This is a genomic window from Peristeroidobacter soli, assembly GCF_004138485.1.
GTDB lineage: Bacteria > Pseudomonadota > Gammaproteobacteria > Steroidobacterales > Steroidobacteraceae > Steroidobacter > Steroidobacter soli.
Genome location: NZ_RYEV01000004.1, coordinates 239,006 through 261,599, shown reverse-complemented (window position 1 = coordinate 261,599; position 22,594 = coordinate 239,006). Strand labels below are relative to the sequence as shown.

The following is a 22,594-nucleotide window of genomic DNA, read 5'->3' as shown; positions in this document are numbered from 1 at the left end:
GGGGGAGGATCAAACATGCCGATGCCGATTCGCCATCGTTTGCAACCGTGGGTGACTGCCTGGGGGGCGGGTCTGATCCTGATCAGCGCTATTGCGGCACAGGCGCTCAGTGCGGAGGTCAGGCGCGAGGACTGCGAAAAGTCTTATAAGCCGAGCACCGGGCAGGCCGGTAAGGACGTGGTCTGGGTACCGACCAACGATCCGCTGGTCACCCGCATGCTGGAGATGGCGAAGGTCGGTAAGAACGATCTGGTGTACGACCTCGGCGCCGGCGACGGCAAGATCGCCATCGCGGCCGCGAAGCAGTTTGGTGCCCGCGCGGTCGGCGTCGAGTACAACCCCGACATGGCGCAACTCGCGCAATGCATGGTGAAGGCCGAAGGTGTCGGCGACAGAGTCAAAGTCGTCCAGGGCGACATCTTCGAGACGGATTTCAGCGCGGCCAGCGTCGTCACGCTGTACCTGCTGCCGGAGTTGAATCTGCGCCTGCGTCCCACGATCCTGAAAATGAAGCCGGGCACGCGCGTGGTATCGCATTCGTTCCTGATGGACGACTGGCGGCCCGATGAAAGCTCGGTGTCCACCGACGGCGCGGCGTATCTGTGGATCGTTCCCGCCGGGGTCGCCGGCCAATGGACCTTCAAGCAGCAGCGCGGCAATGACAGCTTCGAGGTGACTCTGGAGCAGGCGTTCCAGAAGCTCTCGGGCACGGTGGGCAAGGGCACGGATGAGATCAGCAATGCAGAGATGGATGGCAACAGGATCGAGATGATGTTCTCCGAAGGGGACGTGCAGACGCGCCTCAAGGGCGAGTTGAAGGGCAATCAAATCGAAGCTCAGGTCACGCGTAACGACGTGACCTCCACGTTCATCGGCACGCGTCGCTAGCGCATGAGCTCAGCCCTCGACGGTGCGACCGAGGCGATCGCTGCCCCCGACGTGCCGACGCCGACGCTGAGCGTCTTCGATGCGACCATGATCACGGTCGGCATCGTGATCGGCGCCGGCATATTTCAGACGCCGTCGCTGGTCGCGGGCATCGCGGGCTCGCCGACGCTGATGATGACGGCGTGGGTGTCGGGCGGTGTGCTGTCGTTGGTCGGTGCACTCACTTATGCAGAGCTCGCGACGACCTATCCGAGCGCGGGCGGCGACTATACGTTTCTCACGCGGGCCTATGGGAAGAATGTGAGTTTCCTGTTCGCGTGGGCGCGCAGCGCCGTCATCTGCACCGGCTCGATCGCGCTGCTCGGGTTCATCCTCGGGGACTATCTCACCCGATTGTTCAGTCTCGGCGAGTACTCATCGGCGGTGTACGCCGCGCTTGCGACCGTGATGTTGACGGCCATCAATCTCATCGGGCTGCGCGGTTCCTCGCGAATGCAGAACGCACTCACTTTGGTGGAGATTTCCGGTGTGCTGCTGGTCGCCGTCGCGGGCCTGACCATCGAACCTTCGGCGGCGCCCGCGGTCGCGCAAGCATCGTCGGATGGGGCAGGGGCGTTCGGTCTGGCGATGGTGTTCGTGCTCTTGACGTTCGGTGGCTGGAATGAGGCCGCCTATGTCTCCGCCGAAGTGCGCGGCGGTCCGAGGGCGATCGTGCGAACGCTGATCATTTCGATCGGCATCATCACGCTCGCCTATCTGCTCTTCGTCGCCAGCGTGTTGCATGGCCTGGGCTTCGAGCAACTTCAGGCGAGCCAGGCCGTCGGCATCGATGTGATCGAACAGGCGTTCGGCCCGTTCGGCGCTCAGTCGCTCGGTGTGATCGTCGCGATCGCCTCGCTCACGTCGATGAACTCGACCATGATCGTCGGTGCGCGCAGTAACTATTCAGTGGCGCAGGACTGGCCGGCGCTGCGGTTCATGGGGCGGTGGCAGAGCGCGCGTCACGCGCCCGTCGTGGGCTTCATCGTGCAGGCGGCGATTGCGCTCGCGCTCATCGCTTTCGGCGCTCTGGAGAAGGATGGTTTCTCCACGATGGTTGAATTCACCGCGCCCGTGTTCTGGTTCTTTTTCATGTTGAGCGGCATCGCGCTGCTGGTGTTGCGTCGACGAGATCCGGCACGCCCCCGGCCGTTCCGGGTGCCGCTCTATCCGGTGCTGCCGATACTGTTCATCGCGACGTGCGCTTACTTGCTCTACTCGAGCATCACTTATGCGGAGTCGAAGAACGCAACCTATGTCGCGCTGGCGGTGATGATCAGCGGCGTGCTGGTGCTGCTGGCTCTACGCCTCTTCCGGTCGCAGCCCAGTAGATCCCACCGTACAGATGGTGCATGAAGAACGGATCGGAGTAGGTCGCGGGCAGGTGACCTAGCGCCGTGTAGAACGCACGGCCGCCGTCATAGGGTTGATACCAGCTGATCGGATGGAAGGGCACCGACTTTGCCTCGGCGCGCCGCTCGGGCGAAGGCTGATACGACGACTCATCCACCGACAACAGATATTTGATCGCAGGCGAGCGCGAGGCGTCGAACTCGTACCATTCCTCGGTCGCGAGGAAGCGTTGGGCGAAGCGTTCCATGCCCGGAAAGGCACGGCTCTCGACGTTGACCATCGCGGTCTGGATGGCGGGGTGACGCTTGAACATGTGGCCGACCATCTTCGTGTACCACGGCCATTGATACTCGGTGTCGGCCGCGCTGTGCACGCCGACGAAGCCGCCGCCGCGACGGATGTAGCGCTCGAACGTGGCCTGCTGCTCATCGTTCAATGCATCGCCGGTGGTCAGCAGGAATACGACGGCCGCGTACTTGGACAGCTCCTCATCCTTGAACAGGCGAGTGGGATCTTCCGTCCAGAACACCTCGAAGTGATGCAGCTTGCCGAGCCCGCGCAGCCCGGTGACGCCTTCGTTGATGGCTTCGTGATGCCAGCCGGCGGTCTTGCTGAACACCGCGACGCTGAACTGCTGCGCCAACGTGACCGGCGCGATCAGGCAGCCGAGCACGGTCAACAACCAGGTTCTCACAGGCTTCATGGATCGTGCCTCACTTGGCGGCGAGGGCCCGCTCGATGAATGTGGTGATGCTGCGGATCAACTTTGCGCGGTTGACTTTTTTGCTGTCGGCGATGGCGGCATCGACACCGCCGTGCAGGGCGTGGAAGAACAGGATCGCGGTGGTGCGGGGCTCTTCGCTGGTCCAGGCACCGGCCCTGGCGCCCTCGCCGATGAGCGCCGCCAACTGATCGATCACTTCATTGTTGCTCATCGAGTGTCGATCGTATTCCTGATGGATCTCATGGAAGATCACATCGTGCACCCGGACCTGGTCGAGATAGCCCTCGATCAGGGTTTTGATCCAGGTTTGCAGGCGCAGTCGCCAGCGCTCCGGGCCGCAGCGGTCCATGGCCTGTTCCAGCCGTTGCAGAAAGCTCGAGACGAATCGTTCCTGAATGGCGTGCAGCAGCGCTTCCTTGGAAGGGAAGTACAGATAGAACGTGCCCTTGGCGACCTGGGCGGCCGTCGCGATCTCATCGATGCTGGTGGCGCCGATGCCTTTCTCGACGAACAACCGCTGGCCGGCATCGAGCAGTTCTTCACGGCGCAATTCGGCGGGCTTGGTGCGGGGGCGACCCCGCGCTTTCGCTGGCGCCGTCACTTATGCGACGCCGGCGAGCGTGGCTTCCACGGCCGCGCGATTGAACGCGAGCTCATGAGGCCGGAACGCGCGCGCCTCGAGCCACACCAGCGCCGTGCTGATCGAGGCGAAGGTCGCGGTCGGAATGCCGAACAGCTCGTGCGTGCCCAGGCGCGGCATCTTTTCATAATGCGCACAGGGGATGACCGAGGCGAGCCCGATGACATTGCGTCGAATGGAGCGACGCTGCGCATCCAGCCACCAGCCGAGCACGCGATCGCGTTCAGCCAGCAGCCCTTCGTCGCAGGCGCTGAAGATCTGCAGGGCCGCGAATGGCTCGTTCCATGACAACCAGTCCCGCCAGCGCGCGGCGACCTCGCGCAGGTCTTCGGTCAGGGTCTGACTGTCGATGATGGATACGACCAGCGGCCACTGGCTCACGTCGTGCTGTGTCATGGAGCAAATAATGACTGGCGGTCAGTCAGTAGTCAAATGAATGCGAACGGATCGCATTTGGGGTGCATCGGAGTCTCCGGCCCCATGATAATGGCGAGGCATTAAAACCTCATTAGCGACCCCCGCCGGCCCGTCGCGTCACGTTCTCGTGGACGCCCTCATGACCAACCGGCAACTCTGGGTAATCGAGCCCGCTGCGCGAAGGCGGCCGCGACGGACACATCATCGACTCGGCCGTACTCTCACGCGTCGAAGTCTTGCACGGCGCGAATGCCATTCATGGTCTGGGCGCCTCGGGCGGCATCATCAACCTGATCACCAGGCGGCCGACGCGGAAGCTCGAACAGAGCCTTCGCGTCGACAGTACTTTTAAGACCGAGGACCTCGGTGAGCGCACCGATTACGGCGTGACGTACAGCATTTCCAATCGATTCGGCACTGCTTGGATCGGGATTTCGAGAACCGCGCCGGGTTCACGATCAACGAATTCGATGGTTACTCCACCGTCGATCTGAGCGCCGACATCGCCGCCTTTGGCGGCATGGTGAGCGCGGCGGTTCAGAATCTGACCAACGAGGATTACTTCACGTACTACTCACAGACCAGTCCCATCGATGTACGGTATTTCAAGGGACTGGGGCGGAGCTTCCGGTTGCTCTACCAGGTGGGCTTCTGACCATTGCAACGGGCGCTGGATGCGCCCACGCTGGCCCTCATCACGAAGGGGGCGAGCATGGCGGTCAGGCCCAACTTGCGGAAAACGTTGTTGCTGGTGGCGCTGTTGGCCGGGCCGGTCGGTGCCACTGAGCATGATCATGCCTCGCTCGGAACCGTCGATTTCCCGGTGTCGTGCTCGGCACCGGCGAAGGCGCAGTTCAATCAAGCCGTCACGCTCCTTCATCACATGACATATCCGCAGGCGCGGGAGGCATTCGAGCAAACCCTTCAGACCGAGCCGGGCTGTGCGATGGCGCATTGGGGCGTGGCGATGACGTTGTTTCAGCCGTTGTGGCCGACGCGTCCCAACGCGGCTGCGCTCGCTCGCGGATGGCAGGAGGTGCAGAAGGCAAAGTCGCTGCCGTCGAGTCCGCGGGAAGTGTTGTTCATCAACGCGGCCGAAGCGTTCTTCACTCAGCCTGAGTCGCCGGATTACTGGGCGCGCATCCGTCGTTGGGAACAGGCATCGAAGCAGGCCTACGAGGCGCTACCGGGCGACGACGAAGCGGCGATCTTCTACGCGCTGTCACACCTTGCCACGAGTCCGACCAGCGGCAACCTGCGAGAGCACGCGGATGAGTCGGCTGCGATTCTGCTGAGGGTGTATCAGAAGCACCCCGATCATCCGGGCGTCATGCACTACCTCGTGCACGCCAACGACGTGCCGGGTCGGGAGCACGAGCTGCTGGAGATCACCAAGAAATACGACTCGATCGCGCCCAACAATCCGCACGCTCTGCACATGCCGACGCACATCTATACGCGTCTGGGCGACTGGGACGGGGTGATCAAGGGCAACCTGCGAGCCGCCGATGCGGCGTTGCTATATCCGGCAGGCGAGCAGGGCGAGTTTGTCTGGGACGAGTTTGCGCATGCCATCGAATATCTGGTCTATGCGTATCTGCAGGAAGGCGCGGATGACCCGGCGGCCGAACAGCTGCACCGATTGCAGGACATGCCGCGGCTGGAGCCGACGTTCAAGACCGCGTTCCATCTTGCATCCACGCAGTCTCGCTACGCGCTCGAACGTCGCGATTGGGAAGCTGCGTCGAAGATCGAGCCGCGCATGCCTGCGTATCTGGATTGGGACCGGTTCATGTGGGCGGAAGCCACGGCGCGATTCGCACGTGGCCTCGGATGCGCTCACTCAGGCAAGAACGACGAGGTGCAGGTCGCGCTCACGCGGCTCGATGCATTGGAAGGCGTCGCCCGCAAGGCGGATGAGGATCTGTTTGCTCGAAGTATCAAAGTGCTGAATCTGGAACTGGCGGCGTGGTCGGCGCACGTGCAGGGTGAGGAGGCGAAGAGCGTCGAGATCATGCGCGAGGCGGCGGCGCTGGAAGGCGCGACACCGAAACATCCCGTGACGCCTGCGCCAACCTTGCCGGCGTACGAGTTGCTCGGCGATCTCTATACCGAGCAAAAGAAGCCGACCGACGCGCTGGCGGCGTATCAAAAATCGTTGCAGCTGTATCCGCGACGTTTCAACAGCGTCCTGGGTGCGGCGACCGCGGCTCGCGAGGCGGGGGACGAGGCGAATGCGCGAGCGTATTACGCTCAACTGATCGAACTGGCCGTGCCCGATTCGCCGCGCTCCGCCGTCAAGGAAGCGCGGCAGTATCTTTCCAGGAGATAGCTAAGCGGCGAGCTTCGCTGCCGCTTTCCGGCAGCGCTCCAGCAGACGCGCATCGCCAGATTGCTCCGCGTACGCCGTGAACTCTTCCTTGGGTCCACGCCATTGGAGCGCATCGATGCTGTCGAACAGCGGGGCGTCCGTACGCAGTGTCGCGAGTTTCTTGAACAGCAGTGCCATCTCCAATCGCTCGCCGCTCAGCACCTCGGGGGGGAATTTCTCGATGGGGCCGTATTTGCTGACGAGGCGTCCCGCGCCGACCTTGCCGATGCCTTCGAGCCCGGGATAACCGTCGGCGGTATCGCCCACCAGCGCCAGGAAATCCGGAATCAACGCCGGTGGCACGCCGAATTTGTCCTGCACGTCCCTGGCATTGCGCATCGCCTTGCTCTTGCGATCCATCTGCACGATGCGATCCTCCTGCACACATTGAGCGAGATCTTTATCGGGCGTCCAGATGCAGATCTTCTCGACACGCGGATCGAGCGAGGCGAGGTGCGCGGCCGAGGCGAGAGCGTCATCCGCTTCGAGCTCCACCATCGGCCAGGTCGCGACCCCCATCGCGACCAGCGCGCGCTCGAGCGGATGAAACTGCGCCCATAGCGCAGGCTCGATGCCATCGCCGGTCTTGTAGCCCGCCCACAGCTGATTGCGAAACGATTCGATGACGTGATCGGTCGCGACGCCGACGTGCGTCGCGCCTTGTTCGATCAGCTCCAGCACCGTGTGCAGCACGCCGTTGACCGCGCCGAGCGGCTTGTCGTTGCCCTTGTTGAAGCGGCGCAGGCCGTAGAAATGACGAAACAGCTCGTAGGTGCCGTCGACCAGGTGGATGATCATGCACGCAGTTTGACACGCGCACCGGGTTTGCGTCGAACGAGGCAATGGGCGGGCTGCCCGCGACCGGGCAAGCCCGAGCGTCGGGCCGGCGCGGTGTGTTACTTTACGGTCAGATTCTGGAAATCCGGCGCTGGAATGACTCAATCCGATGCTCTGTTCGACGGCCGCTCGTTCGCGGCGATTCTGTTCGACATGGATGGCACGCTGCTCAGCTCCATCGAGGCCGCCGAACGAGTCTGGACTCGCTGGGCCGCCCGCTTCGGCATCGATGCCCGCACCTTCCTGCACGGCATTCACGGCCAGCGAGCGGTGGACTCGGTGCGTCAGCTGAACATTCCTGGCATCGATCCCGTCGCCGAAGCTCATGAGATCATGCTGGCCGAGATCGAAGACATCGAAGGCGTGCGCGCGATTGCCGGGGCGCAGGCATTTGTCGCGACGCTGCCCAGGGATCGCTGGGCGATTGTCACATCGGCGCCGCGCGCGCTCGCCGATCGGCGCCTGGCCGCGGCCGGATTCTCGCCACCGTCCGTGTTCATCACCGCCGAAGACATTCCCAAAGGCAAGCCCGACCCCGCGTGCTACCAACTCGCCGCGCGACGGCTCGGCTGGACCGCCGATGACTGTGTGGTGTTTGAAGACGCGGCAGCAGGCATTCGAGCCGGTGAAGCCGCGGGCGCGGCAGTGGTGGTCATTACGGCCACACATCAGCACGCCATGGATACCCCGCATCCGACCTACGTGGATTACAGCGGCCTGCACGCCACAAACCGGCCAGACGGTCGGTTGCAGATTGGCTCCGCGTCCACGAGGAAAATCTGACATGACACTTATTCCTCGATCGCGTAGTCGCCGGGCGCGGCGATAGTGCGACAATGGCAGCACTACCGAGGACCCCGTCATGGCAGATTTTTCAGCGTTCCCCATCACCAGGAAGTGGCCGCCCCGGCACCCCGACCGGCTGCAGCTGTATTCGTTGCCCACGCCGAATGGCGTGAAGGCCTCGATCGCGCTGGAAGAAATCGGTCTGCCGTACGAGGTGCATCGGGTCAGTTTCGACACCAACGATCAGCTCTCGCCGGAATTCCTGTCGCTGAACCCGAACAACAAGATTCCGGCCATCCTCGATCCGAACGGCCCGGGCGGCAAGCCGCTGGCGCTGTTCGAGTCGGGCGCCATCCTGATCTATCTGGCCGACAAGACCGGCAAGCTCATGCCACAGGATCCGATCCTGCGCTATCAAACCATTCAATGGCTGATGTTCCAGATGGGCGGCATCGGACCGATGTTCGGCCAGGTCGGTTTCTTCCATAAATTCGCCGGCAAGGAAATCGAAGACAAGCGGCCGCGCGATCGTTACATCAACGAATCCAAGCGGCTGCTCGGCGTGCTCGACAAGCACCTGGAAGGCAGAGGCTGGATGATGGGCGATCAGTACACCATCGCCGACATCGCGATCTTCCCGTGGGTGCGCAATCTCGTCGGCTATTACGAGGCCGGCGAGCTGGTGGGTTTCAGGAATTTTCCGAACGTGCAGCGGGTGCTGCACTCGTTCCTGTCGCGGCCCGCGGTGGAAGCGGGCCTGAACATTCCGCCGACGCCGAAGAAATAACGCGGTTACAAATCCGCGAGCGGATGTTTGGAGCCGGGCCAGGCGGGCGCGATGAAGTGACCGTCGATCCACTCCGGCGTGACTTCGGCGAGCGTGCGCGGTTGCCACTGCGGCTGGTGATCTTTGTCGATCAGCAGCGCCCGCACGCCCTCGACGAAGTCCGGTCGCGCGCAGCAGTGAAGTGAGACGATGAGCTCGAGTCGCAGCGTATCGGCGAGGTCGAGGTGCTGCGCACGGCGTTGCAGTTCGAAGCCCAGTACTGCCGACGTGGGTGAGCCCGCAACCAGCGTTTTCGCAGCACGCTGCAACCATTCCTCATCGCCATCGTAACGAGCGATTCGAGACACGATCTCCTCGGCCGAGTCGCCGCGACAGAACGTTTGGATCTCTTGCTCATTGGCTTTGAAGTTGGACGCCGGCATGAGGCCCGTTGCCTGACTCGCGAACTCCCGGAGCAGGGCGGACAGCACCTTACGGTTTTCTGTTGCGTCGGCGGTCCATCCGGCGCCGGGCAGCCGCGCGAGCAGCGCCTCTCGATCGCCGGCTCGTAGAAAATGATCCGCCAGTCCACCGACGACGGCATCGCGTCCGTTGATCTGCACGCCGGTGATCGCCATGAACAATCCCAGGCGGATCGGCATGCGCCGTAGAAACCAGCTCGCGCCGACATCGGGAAACAATCCGATCGTGACTTCCGGCATGGCGAGGCGTGACGTCTCAGTGACGACGCGATGACTCGCCCCGGCCATCAATCCCAGGCCACCGCCCAGCACGATGCCGCTGCCCCACACGAGCAGCGGTTTCGGATAGCGATGGATCAGATAATCCAGCCGGTATTCCTCGGCGAAGAAATCCAGCGCCACCGGATGCGGCAGAGCGCCCGGCTGTTCCTTGAGTGAATTGTAGAGACTGCGAATGTCGCCGCCCGCGCAGAACGCTTTCTCGCCGGCGCCGTGCAGGATCACACACGCAATCTCCGGATCGTTCGCCCAGCGTCGCAACTGAGGATCGAGCGCCCGGATCATGGGCAGCGACAACGCATTCAACGATTTCTCGGCGTTGAGCTGTGCGATGCCCAGGCGGAATCCGTGTCGCGTGGGAATTTCTTCGAAGCGCACGCCGGCGCTGTCGGCTTGCGCCGAGGGACTGGAGCCGGAATTCATCGTGGATCTGTCAGAAACCTTTGTTCGGATTGATCAGGTATTTCTCGCCGGTCGCGCGCCGGTTGTAAGCCCTGATCACGTCGGGTTGCAGAGCCTCGATCAATGAGATCTCCGCGGTGTAGTGACTGGCGAAGGTGGTCTTCAATTCGGCCACGATCCGTGCGCGCAGCTGCTGCGTGGCTTGCGGACCGATCTTCTCCAGGAAGTAAGTCAGCAGCCAGCCGCCCACGCCCCACGCCATGCCGACGTTGCTGCGATCGATCTCGATGGGACGAGTGTCGAGGACGCCGTACGTATACACCTGCTTGTGCACGGGCGAGCCGTAACGGTTGTACGTCGTCTGCTTGCGATTGATGGCGGCTTCCATGGCAATGAGAATCTGATTGGCGAGCTTGCCGCCGCTGATGGCATCGAACGCGAGCGTGGCGCCGGTGTCGGCGACGGCGTCGGTCAGTTCGGCCATGAAGTTCGCGGACGTGCTGTCACAAATGTATTTCGCGCCGAGCTTGCGAAGGGTTGCTGCCTGCTCGGTGTTACGCACGATGTTCACGAGCGGGACCCCGTCTTTCTGGCAGATCTTGTTGAGCATCTGTCCGAGGTTCGAGGCGGCGGCGGTGTGAACGAGGGCGGTGTGATTCTCGCGTCGCATGGTCTCGACCATGCTGAGGGCGGTGAGCGGATTGATGAAGCAGGAGGCGCCTTCGGCAGGCGTCGTTCCTTCCGGCAGTACCAGACAGGCCGCGGCCTTCACGAGCCGGTATTGGGCGTACATGCCGCCACCGAGTGCGGCCACGGTTTTCCCAACCAGCTTCTGCGCATCCGCGCCGGCTTTCACGACCACCCCGGCACCCTCGTTGCCGACGGTCATGGCCTGGTCGATGCGGGCGGCCATGCCTTTCATCAGGTCGGGTGAAATCTTCGCGGTGATCGTCGGGCTGTCCGCGGTGCCGCCGGCTTGGGCGGTCGAGAGATCAGCAGGGCCCAGCAGCAGGCCGAGGTCCGAGGGGTTGATCGGCGAGGCCAATACCTTGATGACCACTTCATCCGCGGCCGGCTCGGGTATTTTTGCCTGACGCAACGAGAGCTGCAGCTCGCCGTTGGCGGTGATCAGGGATCGCAGCTGCAGATTCGAGTCGCTCATGGGAAAGCCCGCGGTGTCGATTTAGACGCCCAGGGTACACCACGGCGCGATGCCGACGCACTCGCGGTCAAGGGTGCGCGATTTGTACCGACAGGCGAACCAATTCCCGAATGCAGCCGTTACCGAGGCGTGATTGTCGACCCGGTCTCGGAGGTTGCATGGCCAGCAAGCGCAAGAACTCGCTCGTGGCGAACATCAATCGGCGCAAGCGCGCGGGGAAGAGCCGGCCGAAGTCGCGCTCGACGGTGAGCAAGGAGTCGTACGATCGGATGGAGAAGGGATGGCCGAAGAAGAAGGCCTCGAAGAAGCGGGCGGCGTCGGGGAGAAAGACCTCAAAGAAGAAGTGACATTGCCTGTGGCCGATGCGGCAAGGCGCCGGAGCGACGCCTTTGCGACTTCGGTGGCTCCGGTGCGGCTCAGAGCGCGACGTACGTTGCTTCGGCGTAGTTGCAAACGGTCGGGGTCGTACTGAGCGTCGTGACCTTAACGGGCACGCCGCTGAGTTTCGCCGCCAGCACCGACGCGAACGTCTCCTTTGCGCCGTTGCTGGTGTAGGAAACGGCGAACCAATTGCCAGGCGATGCCGGCGTGATGGTGACGCCCTCGAGCCGGAAGAAGAAGCAATTGGCGGTGCTGTGATTGGGCTGTATGTCGGAGACCAGCCCGTTGTATTCGGCGCTCGATGCCGCACCCATCGCCGAGCATAGAGCCAACGCCACCATCACCTTCGTCATTCCATGCATGTCGTTTTCCCCGGTTACGGCGTGTTGGTCCAAAGAGAGTTGAGGGTACAGGTGCTCTGGCCGCTGTCGACACCGAATGAAACCGCACGTTCCGCCAGTTGCACGGCCATCAGGTTGGCGATGTATTCCTTGAAGCGTGTCGAGGCCGATGGCACTCGCACGTAGACGCCGGCGTACAACGAACAACCCAAGTTCGCGGTCGTGCCGCTGACTTTCAGATACGTATTGTTGTCCGGTGCCGGCGGTGTATAGAGCGTGAGCACGCGGACGTCCTCGCAGTGAGAAGATGCACAGTCCGACAGGGCGCACTGCGCGGTCAGCGAGAGCGCTACGAGGGCGGTGGCCCGAACCATCAGCTTTTTCATAGCTGTTTCCTCGAACAGGTCGCGTGGTGATCAGAGCAAGGTGGCGAGTGTGAGTCGACAATAGAGACTGCCGGAGCCGCTCCACAGTTGCGTATCCTCGCCCTGCAGGCGAACGCTCGTCTGGGTGTGATAGGCGGATAGCAACAGCGCATACGCCGTCTTGAATCCCGGGTCATCGCTCGGGCTCATCCAGAAACCTTTGGTACAGCCCGACACCGGCGTGTCGACGTCGATGACGATGTCGCCACCGCCATACTGAAGCAACGCGTTGATGCGATCGATGGTGGTGATCGTCTCTCGCACGGTGGCGAAAGTCGAGCAGGGGAGCAGGGCGACTAACAGCAGCGCGATGATTCGCATCGTTCGATCTCCGTATCGATTTATTCTTGATCGCTCGATTCAGCTTGCATCCGGATAATTTCAATGTCAATTGTCTCGGGTCGACACTGATGAAGCATGTTTGCTTTCGCAGGTCGATTGCGAATCGGCGGCAAGCCCGGCGCAGACGCCCGCCCGCCACGTTGAGCAATTCCCTGATTCGATTTTCGGCTGCGCCGGAGCGATTGACAGCGAATCGTTGCGCACGCAACCTAAGGCAGAAGAGACATCGACAGACCAGGGAGGGCGAATAACAAATGTCCTCGCCGCGAGCAGTATCGGCCATCGTACCGGTGTCAAAAAAGCCTGGACCCCTCGGTCTGACTCGGAATCAATGGTTGGCTGCGTAATCTGAGGTGTGTATGAGGAACAAGGGATTGAATCGGTTTGCCACCTTCCTTTGCATGACGTCGATGATCGTGTCTGGAGCCGCTGTTGCGGGCACCTGGGGAACCGCGTCCACGGTGAGTGGCATATATATGTTTGGCAACAGCACCTGGGTCTACGTGAAAGTCAGCACGATGCAAAACCCCGAAGGGTGCGCCTCGGGCAACTCGTTCGCGATGCTCGACACGAGTCAAACGCGCTACAAGGACATGTACGCGCTGTTACTGTCCGCCAAGGCCGAAGGATCGACGGTTTCCATACTGTATGACGGCTGTTCGGGTGGGGGCACGTCCGGCTACCCGAAGGTCGGTGGCATTGCGACCCCCGATATCTGGTAGCGCGGACGTATCATGATATGCCTCGAACACAAATTTCAGACGGGTCCAGGGCAACTAACAGCAGCGCGATGATTCTCATCGTTTGATCTCCCTATCGATCTATTTCCGATCGCTCGATTCAGCTTGCATCCGAAAGAATCAACGCCAACTGTCGCGGCGCCGGCCGAATAGCTAGTCCAATCCCTGAATCGGGCGACGAGAGCCAACCTGCGCATTGACAGTCGCCATTTCAGGCAGCAGTCTTTTGTGAAAGCAACGAGCCAGGACAGCAAATAAGAATTCGCAATCTGCAGGGAGCACGAATGAATCGCCGTCTACTGACCGTTGTTGTGGCCGTTCTCGCCGGCGTCACCCCGGTGACTGCAGCCAGTGCCACCTATACCGCCGCAGTCAGTCAGATCCAGCCCAACCATGAAACGTTGGATTGCATCTTCTTTCGTTTGACGGGCGTCACCGGTATTGCTCCCGCGAGCCCTGGTGACTGGTTCGCCATACCCCGCGACAGCGCCGGCGCCATGGAAGCGTTCGCGGTGCTGCTCACCTCCAGAACCAAGGCAATGCCGGTGACCGTACAGACCACGACCGAGACGGCGTGCGGCTATGCACGAGCGCTCACGGTGATCATGTAAACCGACTACTCTCTGACAGGCAGGATTTGAATGAAAATTGGATATTCACTCGTTGCGATGGCCGGTTTGTTTGTCACGCTGTCGGCGCACGCGGGGCATAGCACGGGCACCGTCGGCCAATTGGTGGTCGGGCGAATGGATACTCAGGTTTTCATCGAGCTGCAATCCGATACATACACAAGCTGGCCGTGCGCCTCCACGCATCCCAGTGGTTTTCGTTACGCGTTTCTCCTGGGCACCGAGAAGGCCAAAGCAATGTTGTCGGTCGTGCTGACCGCGCAGGCGACGGGACAGCACCTGCAGGTTGTCGGCACAGGCAGCTGCACTATCGATAGCACCATGGAAAACGTGGACTACGTCGTGCTCAGGCCTTGAGCAACTGCTGTCTGGAAAAAGCATTCATGAGCTTTTCAATCATCACTCGCGCATTACGTCCTGTGTGTGGCTGCCTCGCGGTAGCTCTTCTTGTGTCAGCTCCCGCGGCGAACGCGGCGCCTGGCTGGACCAACTGGGGTGAGATTACAGAGTTTGTGCAGGGCTTTCCGGCTGCACCCAGCAGCGAGATGGTTTATTTCGTCGCGAGCGTAACGGCCAATCCGGCGACTTGTACTTACGCGGGCGGCTTCTACTTTCCCGTTTCAGACGAGCGCCAGAAGCGCATGTTTGCAATGCTGCTCGCGGCGAAGATGGCGGGAAAGCGAGTGCAGGTCTACACCGACGGCAGCTGTCATCCGGGCGCCGCGCAAGGCTACGGACACGCGCTGGCACTCGGAGTCGTCATCGAGTGAGCGCTCCGCCCGCTGCGGCGATGGCTTGAACCGCTACTCTTCGCCCGCGAGCCCACCGCCCAATACGCGATACAACGTCACCACGTTATCGCTCGCAGTCAGCCGGGCCGACACGAGCGATTTCTCTGCGTTATACAAAGTCCGCTGGGCATCCAGCGCGTTGAGAAACGTATCCACACCCTTGGTATAACGCGCTTCAGCCAGCTCATAGCTGTCTGCTGCCGCATCGACCAGCGCGCGCTGCGCATCCAGTTGATCCTGGATCGTGCCACGGACGGCGAGGGCATCCGCGACTTCTTTAAATGCGGTTTGAATCGCGAGCTCATACTGCGACACATACAGGTCCCGCTGAGCCTTCGCATAAGACAGGTTTGCGACGTTCTCGCCCCCTCGGAAGATCGGCAGCACGAGATTGGGTGCCACGGACCACACCGACACGCCGTCGTCGAACAGATCCGACAGTTCCGGGCTCGCGAGCCCCTTGCTGGCCGTCAGTGACAACGTCGGGAAGAAAGCGGCGCGAGCGGCGCCGATGTTTGCATTCGCGGACTTGAGCTGATGCTCCGCCTGTAAAACGTCGGGTCGGGCCAGCAGCACCGATGACGACAACCCCGCCGGCACCTCCGCCAGCCATTGATGATTCTCCGGCAGCTCCGCCGGCAGCAGCTCATCCGCAAGGCGACCGCCAGTGAGCAGCTCCAGCGCATTTCGATCCTGCGCAATCAGAGCCGTGGTGCTGGCCAGGTCCGAACGCGCCTGCTGATATACCGTTTCGGCCTGGCGCACATCGAGCCGGGATGAAACACCCGCTTCCAGTCGCTTGCGCGTGACTTCCATGGTTCGCTGGGCGCTGTCCACGGTTCTGCGAGCCAACTCGTACCGGCTGTTATCGGCGGCCAGGGTGAGATAGGCGCTCGCGGTTTCGGCAATCAAGCTGATGCGCGTCGCACGACCCGCTTCTGCCGTGGCGAGATACGATTCCAGCGACGCCTTCGACAGGCTGCGCACGCGACCGAACAGGTCGATCTCGAACGCGCTCAAGCCGACGCTGGCGGAGTAGAACTCGGTCTCCACGGGCGAGCCCGTGGTGCCATTGAACGAGCTCAGGCTCTTCTGGCGGGTGGCGCTCAATTCGCCATTGAACTTTGGAAACAAGTCCGAGCGTTGGATTCGATACTGCGCCCGAGCCGCCTGGATATTGGCGAGCGCGCTGCGCAGATCGCGATTGTTCGCGAGCGCCTGATCGATGACCTTCTGCAGCTTCTGGTCGCGAATGAATTCGCGCCACGGCAGGTCCGCCGCCGTCTTCTCACTTGCCTGCGCAGGATCGTAAGCAGCGCCGCTCGGCCAGGTGTCGGCGACGGGCGCGGCAGGGCGCTCATAACGAGGTGCCATCGTGCAGCCAGCCAACGCCAAGGTGACGGCCGCCGCGAGAGAGAAGGAAATCGCTTGCTTACGCATGTTGAGCTCCTTCGTTCCGAACAGTGCCTTCCGGGGCAGGCGCAGTGGCTGGGCGGTCCTTGAACAGCTTGCGGACCAGAACGAAGAACAGAGGCACGAGGAAGATGGCGAGCGCCGTGGCGGTCAGTGTGCCGCCGACCACGCCGGTACCGATCGAGATACGGCTGTTGGCGCCGGCGCCGGTGGAGACCGCGAGCGGCATCACGCCCGCGACGAACGCGAGTGACGTCATGATGATGGGGCGCAAGCGCAGCCGCGCCGCGTCGACCGCCGCATCGACCAGGTTCGCGCCACGCAGGTACGCCGCTTCGGCGAACTCGACGATCAGAATCGCGTTCTTCGCGGACAGACCGATCGTGGTCAGCAGTGCGACCTGGAAGTAAACATCGTTCTCCAGGCCGCGAAGCGTCGCGCCGAGCACGGCGCCAACGACGCCGAGCGGAATCACGAGCATCACCGAGAACGGCACCGACCAGCTTTCATACAACGCGGCGAGACACAGGAACACGACGAGAATGGAGATGCTGTAGAGCAGGGCCTTCTGACCGCCGGCGAGACGCTCCTGATAGGACAGACCGCTCCAGTCGAAGCCTGCGCCGGCGGGCAGCTTGCCGACCAGCTCTTCCATCTTGTCCATGGCCGTGCCCGAGCTCGTGCCCGGGGCCGCCGAGCCTTGAATGGAATAGGCGGCCAGACCGTTGTAGCGGCTCAGATTCTCGGGACCGTACGTCCAGTTGGTGGTGGCGAAGGAGGAGAAGGGCGTCATGGTGCCGTTTTCGCTGCGCACGTACCACTGCGAGAGATCCTCGGGTGCCGAGCGGAACGGCGCATCGGCTTGCATATAAACGCGCTTCACGCGAGCGCGATCGATGAAGTCGTTCACGTAGATGCCGGCCCACGCAGCGCTCAACGACGTGTTGACGTCGGCGAGTGACAAACCGAGCGAGCTGGCTTTCGCCTGATCGATCTCGACATGCAACTGCGGCGTGTCCGCGAGACTGCCCAGACGCACGGCGGTGAGCGAGGCATCGGCATGCGCCATGCCCATCAGCTGATCGCGCATCTGTCGCAGCTGGTCGCGGGTGACGCCGGCATTCGCCTGCAATTGGAATTCGAAGCCGCCCGACTGGCCGAGGCCGGCGATGGAGGGCGGGTTGAGCGAGAACACCTGAGCGTCACGGATCGAGGACAGCGCCATGGTGGCGCGCATCGCGATCTGGTCGGCGCGGTTCCTGGCGCCTTTGCGCTCTTTCCAGTTCTTCAGGTTCACGAATGCCATGCCGGCGTTCTGGCCGCTGCCGCTGAAGTTGAAGCCCGAGATGGTGAACATCGTCTTGACGTTGTCCTTCTCGGTCTCCAGGAAATGTTTCTCGACCGCCTTGGCCACTTCCAGCGTGCGCGTCACCGATGCGCCGGCCGGTAGCGTGAACTGCACCATGACCTGGCCCTGGTCTTCGGTGGGCAGGAAGCCGGTCGGCAGCCTCAGCAGCAGCAGCGCCATCACGGCGACGATCGCGCCGAACGCCAGCATGCCCTGCAGCGGACGCTTGATGACTTTGACGACGCCATGCTCGTAGCGGGTCACGGCGCGATCGAAGGTGCGATTGAACCAGCCGAAGAAGCCGCGATGTTCCAGCTCACCGTGATGCGGCTTGAGCATCTGCGCGCACAGCGCCGGTGTGAGGATGAGCGCGACGACCACGGATAGAATCATCGAGGAGACGATCGTGATCGAGAACTGCCGATAGATGACGCCCGTCGAGCCACTGAAGAACGCCATCGGCAGGAACACCGCCGACAGCACGGTTGCGATACCGATCAGCGCCGGGGTGATCTCGCCCATGGATTTGAGCGTGGCCTCGCGTGGGCCGAGCCCTTCCTCGCGCATGATGCGTTCGACGTTTTCCACCACGACGATGGCATCGTCCACCAGCAGACCGATGGAGAGCACCATCGCGAACATCGTCAGCGTGTTGATGGAGTAACCGAACACTTGCAGCACGCCGAACGTGCCGAGCAGCACGACCGGCACGGCGATCGCGGGAATCAAGGTCGCGCGCCAGTTCTGCAGGAACACCCACATCACGATGACCACCAGGATGATGGCCTCGATCAGGGTCTTCACCACTTCCTCGATGGAGATCTTGATGAACGCCGTGCTGTCGCGGGGGAAGGAGATGACATAGCCCTGGGGCAGGGACGCGCGCAGCTCTTCGACGACCTTGCGGACGCCGTCCGCGGTCGTGAGCGCATTCGCGCCAGGCGCAAGCTTCACCGCGAGACCGGACGCCGGATGACCGTTCGAGCGAGGCACGGCGTCGTAGCTTTCGCTGCCGAGCTCGACGCGTGCGATATCGCCGAGGCGCACGGTCGCGCCGCTCGGATCGTGCTTCACGATGATGGCGCGAAATTGATCCGGCGTTTGCAACTTGGACTGCGCGGTCACGGTCGCGTTGAGCTGTTGCTCGGGCAGTGAGGGCATGCCGCCGATCTTGCCGGCGGACACCTGCGTGTTCTGGGACTCGACGGCGGAGCGCACGTCGCTCGGCATCAAGCTGTACGAGAGCATCTTGGCCGGATCGAGCCAGATGCGCATCGCATATTGCGAACCGAAGACCTGCACGCCGCCCACGCCGTGCACGCGCGCGATCGGATCCTGCATGTTGCTGACCATGTAATCGGCGATGTCGCTCGCGGTCGCGGTATCGGTCTCGTCCGAAACCGAGACGATGATGAGGAAGTCATTTTGTGACTTCACCACGGTCACACCCTGCTGCTGCACCGAGGAGGGCAGACGCGGCAGCGCCTGTTGCACCTTGTTCTGAACCTGCACCTGGGCGGTGTCGGGATTGGTGCCTTGTTCGAACGTGACTTGAATCTGTGCCTGGCCGTTCGAGCTGCTGGAGGAGGAGAAATACAACAGACCGTCCAGACCGGTGAGCTGTTGCTCGATGATCTGCGTGACGCTGTTCTCGACCGTTTCCGCCGACGCACCGACGTACGTGGCACTGATGGCCACGGTCGGCGGAGCGACGTCAGGATACTGAGCGATGGGCAGCGTGGTGATGGCCGCCGTGCCGGCCAACATGATGACGATGGCGATCACCCACGCAAAGATGGGGCGCCCGACGAAAAAATTGGCGAGCATGCTCAGCCTCCGGTCGTGGCAGAGGCGGCTTCAGCGGAGGCAGCTTTGGTACCTGAGCCCACATCCACGGGATTCACGGTGTCGCCGACGCGAACCTTGCTGGTGCCTTCGACGATCAGCCGGTCGCCCTCGGCCAGACCGTTGCTGATCAGCCAACGATCGCCGATGGCGCGCTCGGCCACGAGCGTGCGCTGTTCGACTTTGTTCTCGGCGGTGAGCACCAGCGCGGTCGCGTTGCCTTTGGCATCGCGCGTCACGCCCTGTTGAGGCGCGAGGATCGCGGACGTCGCGACGGCTTGATCGAGCATGGCCCGAACATACATTCCTGGCAGCAACACGCCCTCGGGATTCGGGAACTCGGCACGCAACGTCACCGAGCCGGTCGACTCATCGACCGCCACTTCCTGGAACTTGATCGTGCCGGCCTGTTTGTATTGCGAGCCGTCCTCGAGTTTCAGGCGCACCTTGGCCTGACCGGCCTTCATGCCGGACTCGCCAATCAAGCGGCGCAGCTTCAGCAACTCGGCGCTCGATTGCGTCATGTCCACATAAATGGGATCGAGCGTGCGGATCGTGGCGAGCGACGTTTCCTGATTCGCCGTGACGAGCGCGCCCGGGGTCACCGTCGACTTGCCGATGCGCCCGGAGATCGGCGCGCGTACCTTGGTGTAATCGAGATTGATCTGTGCACTCGCAAGCGAGGCCTGCATCTGCGCGACGGAGGCGAGCGCCTGTTGATAGGACATCTGCGCGTCGTCGGCTTCCTGTTGAGAGACGCCCTCGATGGCGAGCAGCTCGCGGTAGCGCTCGGACTTCAGGCGCGTCGCATCGACCGACGCCTTGGCGTTGGCGAGCCCGGCCTTCGCTTCGGCGGCCGCGGCTTCATAAGGGGCGGCGTCGATTTCATACAACACCGCGCCGGCCTTGACCTGCGAGCCTTCCTCGAAGCGCCGATGTTTGATGATGCCCGAGACCTGCGGTCTCACATCCGACACCAGATAGGGGGTCGTGCGACCGGCGAGCTCCGACTGCAACACCAGTGGCTGAGGCTGAACCGTGATGAAGCCGACCTCGGTGGGCGGGCGCTTGGGGCCGCCGGCCTGATCCTGGGCACAGCCGGCCAGGGTCACGGTCAGGGCGGCAATCAGAATTGCGAAGCCGGTGCGGAGCTTGGGGACGGAGGGAGTCGTCGGACTGGACACGCTAAAACGCCTTGGACTAATCTGCGGTCGAACTTGAGTGTGAACGTTCATTCTCAACATCCATTATGCCGAGCCCGAACGCAAAGGCCCAGGGGCCAAATGTGAAAACAATGTGAACATGTCTGTGGAAACGGAAAAGAAAAGGCCGGTCAAGGAGTTACGCGACCAGCTCCGACGCGACCAGATCGTCTCCGCGGCGCTGGCGTGCGTGGTTCGTCATGGCTTCCACGCGGCCAGCATGGGCCAGATCGCCGCCGAAGCTCACATGAGCGTCGGGCAAATCTACCGCTACTTCCCCAGCAAGGAAGCCATCGTGCATGCCATCGTCGAGCGCATCGTCGCCCGCCGCCTGGAGTGGATGGTCGCCGGCGATCAGGAAATCGATTTCGCGGCTCGGTTTGCCAATCGTCGTCATGTCGATGCCTCCGAGGAAGAATGGAGCGAGCGCGTCCTGCTCCTGGAAATCACGGCCGAAGCGACCCGCAATCCGGCGGTCGCCGACATCGTGCGCGCAGCCGACCGGCGCCTTCGAGGGCAGGCGGTGGAGCTGGTCCGAGTCAATTATCCCGAACTTACCGAGGCAGAGGCCGCTGCGCGCGTCGAGTTCGTCACCGTGCTCTCGGAGGGTAGCGCGTTTCGCGGCGTTACCGAGCAAATTGCGTCGCCGGCGCTGCTGGAAGGCATTTATCGCGACGTGCTCCAGAAGCTGTTTCCGCGCATGACCGAGCGCGGATTGAGCTAAGAAACTGCTGCCGGCACAGGCTACAATCTTTGACCCCAACACAGTTCAGCCGGTCACGACCGGCACCCGGAGGGTAGCGACGAATGATCCCGGCTCAAGAATCCCTGCAGCGCCTGCGCGACGGTAACCGTCGCTTCGTTTCCAGTATCGGCAGTGGCGAAATGCATCTGCACCTCGCGCGCGGCGTGGAGCTGACGCAGGAGCAATCGCCGTTCGCCATCATTCTGGGCTGCTCGGATGCACGCGTGCCCGCCGAGATCGTGTTCGATCAGGGCCTGGGCGATCTGTTCGTGATCCGGGTGGCCGGCAACGTCGTGGCGCCCTCGCAGGTCGGCAGCGTCGAATTCGCGGCCTCGCGCTTCAATACCCGCCTGGTGGTCGTGCTCGGTCATTCACGTTGTGGCGCTGTGCTCGCGACCATCGAAGAGCTGCAACGGCCCAAGGAAAATCAGTCCATCAATCTGCGCTCCATCGTCGATCGGGTGCGGCCGTCGGTCGAAGGGCTGCTGCGTACCGAGCTCAAGAACGATCTGCATACATTGGTCGGTCATGCCGTGCGCTCGAATGTGCGCGCCTCGGTCGATCATCTGCGTCATGGCTCGGCGCTGCTGGAAAATCTGATCCGCAACGAAGGCCTGATGGTGGTCGGAGCGGAATATTCCCTCGAGACCGGCGTCGTCGAATTCTTCGATGGCGTCTGAGGCCGATGCCGTCTTCATGGCGCGAGCCATCGAGCTCGCCCGTGAAGCTGAACGCGCCGGTGAAGTGCCGGTCGGCGCGGTGATCGTCAAAGACGGTGTCATCGTCGGCGAGGGCTGGAACCGGCCCATCAGCAGCAACGATCCAACCGCGCACGCCGAGATCGTCGCGATGCGCTCGGCGGCACAAAACCTCGCGACGTATCGGCTGTTGGACACGACGCTGTACGTGACACTCGAACCCTGTGCCATGTGCGCCGGCGCCATGGTTCACGCTCGCGTGAAACGTCTGGTGTATGCGGCCACCGATCCGCGCGCCGGCGCATCGGGATCGATCTTCAACATCACCCAGCATTCCGCGCTGAATCATCGCTTGGAATGTGAGTCCGGGGTGAGGGCAGAGGAATGTTCGGCCCTGCTCAGGGCGTTCTTCGTCGCGCGCCGCTGATGAGATAGACTGCGCTCCGCGAAAGCCAGCGAGCGGTCCGGACAGACGCTCAGGCGCGACCGGTCTGGATATGGACATTGCCGATACTCTGCAATCCATCAGCGTCGTGACCTGGCAGCCA

Annotated in this window: 26 protein-coding genes; 14 read left to right on the top strand and 12 right to left on the bottom strand. The window is 62.5% G+C overall.

The features are described 5' to 3' along the window. Positions 1 to 15: 15 nt before the first annotated feature. Positions 16 to 888, top strand: a complete 873-nt coding sequence (locus tag EKO19_RS16900; protein ID WP_217705413.1) for a class I SAM-dependent methyltransferase — start codon at positions 16 to 18, stop codon at positions 886 to 888. Between the two features lie 3 nt (positions 889 to 891). Next, positions 892 to 2,283: an APC family permease gene (locus tag EKO19_RS16895; RefSeq protein ID WP_129777634.1), complete on the top strand. Its 1,392-nt coding sequence runs from the start codon at positions 892 to 894 to the stop codon at positions 2,281 to 2,283. Here EKO19_RS16895 and EKO19_RS16890 read toward each other — a convergent pair. The 3 genes from EKO19_RS16890 to EKO19_RS16880 are packed head-to-tail and all read right to left on the bottom strand — an operon-like array spanning position 2,204 to position 4,040. After that, positions 2,204 to 2,983, bottom strand: a complete 780-nt coding sequence (locus EKO19_RS16890; protein WP_129777633.1) for a ThuA domain-containing protein — start codon at positions 2,981 to 2,983, stop codon at positions 2,204 to 2,206. The two genes, EKO19_RS16895 and EKO19_RS16890, sit on opposite strands and share 80 nt — an antisense overlap. Before the next feature lie 10 nt (positions 2,984 to 2,993). Beyond that, complete coding sequence (locus tag EKO19_RS16885; RefSeq protein ID WP_129777632.1) at positions 2,994 to 3,605, bottom strand: TetR/AcrR family transcriptional regulator; 612 nt, start codon at positions 3,603 to 3,605, stop codon at positions 2,994 to 2,996. Next, the gene (locus EKO19_RS16880) at positions 3,606 to 4,040 is read right to left on the bottom strand and encodes a hypothetical protein (RefSeq protein WP_129777631.1); all 435 of its coding nucleotides are present in this window, start codon (positions 4,038 to 4,040) and stop codon (positions 3,606 to 3,608) included. A 442-nt stretch (positions 4,041 to 4,482) separates the two neighbouring features. On the opposite strand from EKO19_RS16880, the gene EKO19_RS16870 reads away from it, so the two are divergent. Further along, a complete protein-coding gene (locus EKO19_RS16870; protein WP_157995296.1) occupies positions 4,483 to 4,716 on the top strand; it encodes a TonB-dependent receptor in 234 nt (77 codons plus the stop codon). Between the two features lie 57 nt (positions 4,717 to 4,773). After that, positions 4,774 to 6,393 carry a tetratricopeptide repeat protein gene (locus tag EKO19_RS16865; RefSeq protein WP_129777629.1) on the top strand — a complete coding sequence of 540 codons (1,620 nt, stop codon included), beginning with the start codon at positions 4,774 to 4,776 and terminating at the stop codon, positions 6,391 to 6,393. Here EKO19_RS16865 and EKO19_RS16860 read toward each other — a convergent pair whose 3' ends face one another. After that, the gene (locus EKO19_RS16860) at positions 6,394 to 7,230 is read right to left on the bottom strand and encodes a 5'-3' exonuclease (RefSeq protein ID WP_129777628.1); all 837 of its coding nucleotides are present in this window, start codon (positions 7,228 to 7,230) and stop codon (positions 6,394 to 6,396) included. 135 nt (positions 7,231 to 7,365) lie between these two features. Between EKO19_RS16860 and EKO19_RS16855 the strand changes: the two genes are divergently transcribed. Continuing rightward, a complete protein-coding gene (locus EKO19_RS16855) occupies positions 7,366 to 8,052 on the top strand; it encodes an HAD-IA family hydrolase (RefSeq protein ID WP_129777627.1) in 687 nt (228 codons plus the stop codon). Between the two features lie 79 nt (positions 8,053 to 8,131). Further along, positions 8,132 to 8,842, top strand: coding sequence for a glutathione S-transferase N-terminal domain-containing protein (locus EKO19_RS16850; RefSeq protein ID WP_129777626.1), 711 nt, complete (start codon positions 8,132 to 8,134; stop codon positions 8,840 to 8,842). 5 nt (positions 8,843 to 8,847) lie between these two features. Here EKO19_RS16850 and EKO19_RS16845 read toward each other — a convergent pair whose 3' ends face one another. Next, the gene (locus EKO19_RS16845) at positions 8,848 to 10,005 is read right to left on the bottom strand and encodes an enoyl-CoA hydratase/isomerase family protein (protein ID WP_129777625.1); all 1,158 of its coding nucleotides are present in this window, start codon (positions 10,003 to 10,005) and stop codon (positions 8,848 to 8,850) included. A 10-nt stretch (positions 10,006 to 10,015) separates the two neighbouring features. After that, positions 10,016 to 11,146, bottom strand: a complete 1,131-nt coding sequence (locus EKO19_RS16840; RefSeq protein ID WP_129777624.1) for a zinc-binding dehydrogenase — start codon at positions 11,144 to 11,146, stop codon at positions 10,016 to 10,018. A gap of 158 nt (positions 11,147 to 11,304) precedes the next feature. Between EKO19_RS16840 and EKO19_RS16835 the strand changes: the two genes are divergently transcribed. After that, the gene (locus EKO19_RS16835; RefSeq protein WP_129777623.1) at positions 11,305 to 11,493 is read left to right on the top strand and encodes a hypothetical protein; all 189 of its coding nucleotides are present in this window, start codon (positions 11,305 to 11,307) and stop codon (positions 11,491 to 11,493) included. A gap of 69 nt (positions 11,494 to 11,562) precedes the next feature. Here EKO19_RS16835 and EKO19_RS16830 read toward each other — a convergent pair whose 3' ends face one another. Genes EKO19_RS16830 through EKO19_RS16820 form a run of 3 tightly spaced genes read right to left on the bottom strand, consistent with a single transcriptional unit; the run spans position 11,563 to position 12,614 of the window. Beyond that, positions 11,563 to 11,889 (bottom strand): hypothetical protein, encoded by a 327-nt coding sequence (locus tag EKO19_RS16830; protein WP_129777622.1) that lies wholly within the window; start codon positions 11,887 to 11,889, stop codon positions 11,563 to 11,565. 14 nt (positions 11,890 to 11,903) lie between these two features. Next, the gene (locus EKO19_RS16825) at positions 11,904 to 12,254 is read right to left on the bottom strand and encodes a hypothetical protein (protein ID WP_129777621.1); all 351 of its coding nucleotides are present in this window, start codon (positions 12,252 to 12,254) and stop codon (positions 11,904 to 11,906) included. Positions 12,255 to 12,284: 30 nt separating this feature from the next. Then, entirely contained in the window at positions 12,285 to 12,614 is a 330-nt protein-coding gene (locus EKO19_RS16820; RefSeq protein ID WP_129777620.1) for a hypothetical protein, read from the bottom strand. Between the two features lie 395 nt (positions 12,615 to 13,009). On the opposite strand from EKO19_RS16820, the gene EKO19_RS16815 reads away from it, so the two are divergent. From EKO19_RS16815 to EKO19_RS16800, 4 genes are all read left to right on the top strand, one after another. After that, positions 13,010 to 13,357: a hypothetical protein gene (locus EKO19_RS16815; protein WP_129777619.1), complete on the top strand. Its 348-nt coding sequence runs from the start codon at positions 13,010 to 13,012 to the stop codon at positions 13,355 to 13,357. A gap of 302 nt (positions 13,358 to 13,659) precedes the next feature. Further along, the gene (locus EKO19_RS16810) at positions 13,660 to 13,986 is read left to right on the top strand and encodes a hypothetical protein (protein WP_129777618.1); all 327 of its coding nucleotides are present in this window, start codon (positions 13,660 to 13,662) and stop codon (positions 13,984 to 13,986) included. Between the two features lie 30 nt (positions 13,987 to 14,016). Next, complete coding sequence (locus EKO19_RS16805) at positions 14,017 to 14,361, top strand: hypothetical protein (RefSeq protein ID WP_129777617.1); 345 nt, start codon at positions 14,017 to 14,019, stop codon at positions 14,359 to 14,361. Positions 14,362 to 14,453: 92 nt separating this feature from the next. Continuing rightward, on the top strand, positions 14,454 to 14,774 hold the full coding sequence (locus EKO19_RS16800; RefSeq protein ID WP_129777616.1) for a hypothetical protein: 321 nt from the start codon (positions 14,454 to 14,456) through the stop codon (positions 14,772 to 14,774). 33 nt (positions 14,775 to 14,807) lie between these two features. Here the strand turns inward: EKO19_RS16800 and EKO19_RS16795 are convergent, their stop codons facing one another. The 3 genes from EKO19_RS16795 to EKO19_RS16785 are packed head-to-tail and all read right to left on the bottom strand — an operon-like array spanning position 14,808 to position 20,585. Further along, positions 14,808 to 16,235 (bottom strand): efflux transporter outer membrane subunit, encoded by a 1,428-nt coding sequence (locus EKO19_RS16795; RefSeq protein WP_129777615.1) that lies wholly within the window; start codon positions 16,233 to 16,235, stop codon positions 14,808 to 14,810. Beyond that, the gene (locus tag EKO19_RS16790) at positions 16,228 to 19,383 is read right to left on the bottom strand and encodes an efflux RND transporter permease subunit (protein ID WP_129777614.1); all 3,156 of its coding nucleotides are present in this window, start codon (positions 19,381 to 19,383) and stop codon (positions 16,228 to 16,230) included. The genes EKO19_RS16795 and EKO19_RS16790 overlap by 8 nt, the downstream gene beginning before the upstream one ends. A 2-nt stretch (positions 19,384 to 19,385) precedes the next feature. Next, positions 19,386 to 20,585: an efflux RND transporter periplasmic adaptor subunit gene (locus tag EKO19_RS16785; RefSeq protein WP_281281068.1), complete on the bottom strand. Its 1,200-nt coding sequence runs from the start codon at positions 20,583 to 20,585 to the stop codon at positions 19,386 to 19,388. Positions 20,586 to 20,703: 118 nt separating this feature from the next. Here EKO19_RS16785 and EKO19_RS16780 point away from each other — a divergent pair, with 118 nt between their 5' ends. The 3 genes from EKO19_RS16780 (at position 20,704) to tadA (ending at position 22,473) form a co-directional block, all read left to right on the top strand. After that, positions 20,704 to 21,327 (top strand): TetR/AcrR family transcriptional regulator, encoded by a 624-nt coding sequence (locus EKO19_RS16780; protein WP_129777612.1) that lies wholly within the window; start codon positions 20,704 to 20,706, stop codon positions 21,325 to 21,327. A gap of 83 nt (positions 21,328 to 21,410) precedes the next feature. Beyond that, positions 21,411 to 22,028, top strand: a complete 618-nt coding sequence (locus EKO19_RS16775) for a carbonic anhydrase (protein WP_129777611.1) — start codon at positions 21,411 to 21,413, stop codon at positions 22,026 to 22,028. Next, positions 22,018 to 22,473 carry a tRNA adenosine(34) deaminase TadA gene (gene tadA / locus EKO19_RS16770; RefSeq protein WP_129777610.1) on the top strand — a complete coding sequence of 152 codons (456 nt, stop codon included), beginning with the start codon at positions 22,018 to 22,020 and terminating at the stop codon, positions 22,471 to 22,473. The genes EKO19_RS16775 and tadA overlap by 11 nt, the downstream gene beginning before the upstream one ends. Positions 22,474 to 22,594 lie beyond the last annotated feature (121 nt).

Excerpts from the sequence above, each read along its gene's own strand:
- EKO19_RS16900 (WP_217705413.1), top strand. The coding sequence starts at position 16 with ATGCCGATGCCGATTCGCCATCGTTTGCAACCGTGGGTGACTGCCTGG.
- EKO19_RS16895 (WP_129777634.1), top strand. The coding sequence starts at position 892 with ATGAGCTCAGCCCTCGACGGTGCGACCGAGGCGATCGCTGCCCCCGAC.
- EKO19_RS16890 (WP_129777633.1), bottom strand. The coding sequence starts at position 2,983 with ATGAAGCCTGTGAGAACCTGGTTGTTGACCGTGCTCGGCTGCCTGATC.
- EKO19_RS16880 (WP_129777631.1), bottom strand. The coding sequence starts at position 4,040 with ATGACACAGCACGACGTGAGCCAGTGGCCGCTGGTCGTATCCATCATC.
- EKO19_RS16865 (WP_129777629.1), top strand. The coding sequence starts at position 4,774 with ATGGCGGTCAGGCCCAACTTGCGGAAAACGTTGTTGCTGGTGGCGCTG.
- EKO19_RS16860 (WP_129777628.1), bottom strand. The coding sequence starts at position 7,230 with ATGATCATCCACCTGGTCGACGGCACCTACGAGCTGTTTCGTCATTTC.
- EKO19_RS16855 (WP_129777627.1), top strand. The coding sequence starts at position 7,366 with ATGACTCAATCCGATGCTCTGTTCGACGGCCGCTCGTTCGCGGCGATT.
- EKO19_RS16850 (WP_129777626.1), top strand. The coding sequence starts at position 8,132 with ATGGCAGATTTTTCAGCGTTCCCCATCACCAGGAAGTGGCCGCCCCGG.
- EKO19_RS16845 (WP_129777625.1), bottom strand. The coding sequence starts at position 10,005 with ATGAATTCCGGCTCCAGTCCCTCGGCGCAAGCCGACAGCGCCGGCGTG.
- EKO19_RS16840 (WP_129777624.1), bottom strand. The coding sequence starts at position 11,146 with ATGAGCGACTCGAATCTGCAGCTGCGATCCCTGATCACCGCCAACGGC.
- EKO19_RS16835 (WP_129777623.1), top strand. The coding sequence starts at position 11,305 with ATGGCCAGCAAGCGCAAGAACTCGCTCGTGGCGAACATCAATCGGCGC.
- EKO19_RS16830 (WP_129777622.1), bottom strand. The coding sequence starts at position 11,889 with ATGCATGGAATGACGAAGGTGATGGTGGCGTTGGCTCTATGCTCGGCG.
- EKO19_RS16825 (WP_129777621.1), bottom strand. The coding sequence starts at position 12,254 with ATGAAAAAGCTGATGGTTCGGGCCACCGCCCTCGTAGCGCTCTCGCTG.
- EKO19_RS16820 (WP_129777620.1), bottom strand. The coding sequence starts at position 12,614 with ATGCGAATCATCGCGCTGCTGTTAGTCGCCCTGCTCCCCTGCTCGACT.
- EKO19_RS16810 (WP_129777618.1), top strand. The coding sequence starts at position 13,660 with ATGAATCGCCGTCTACTGACCGTTGTTGTGGCCGTTCTCGCCGGCGTC.
- EKO19_RS16805 (WP_129777617.1), top strand. The coding sequence starts at position 14,017 with ATGAAAATTGGATATTCACTCGTTGCGATGGCCGGTTTGTTTGTCACG.
- EKO19_RS16795 (WP_129777615.1), bottom strand. The coding sequence starts at position 16,235 with ATGCGTAAGCAAGCGATTTCCTTCTCTCTCGCGGCGGCCGTCACCTTG.
- EKO19_RS16790 (WP_129777614.1), bottom strand. The coding sequence starts at position 19,383 with ATGCTCGCCAATTTTTTCGTCGGGCGCCCCATCTTTGCGTGGGTGATC.
- EKO19_RS16780 (WP_129777612.1), top strand. The coding sequence starts at position 20,704 with ATGTCTGTGGAAACGGAAAAGAAAAGGCCGGTCAAGGAGTTACGCGAC.
- EKO19_RS16775 (WP_129777611.1), top strand. The coding sequence starts at position 21,411 with ATGATCCCGGCTCAAGAATCCCTGCAGCGCCTGCGCGACGGTAACCGT.
- tadA (WP_129777610.1), top strand. The coding sequence starts at position 22,018 with ATGGCGTCTGAGGCCGATGCCGTCTTCATGGCGCGAGCCATCGAGCTC.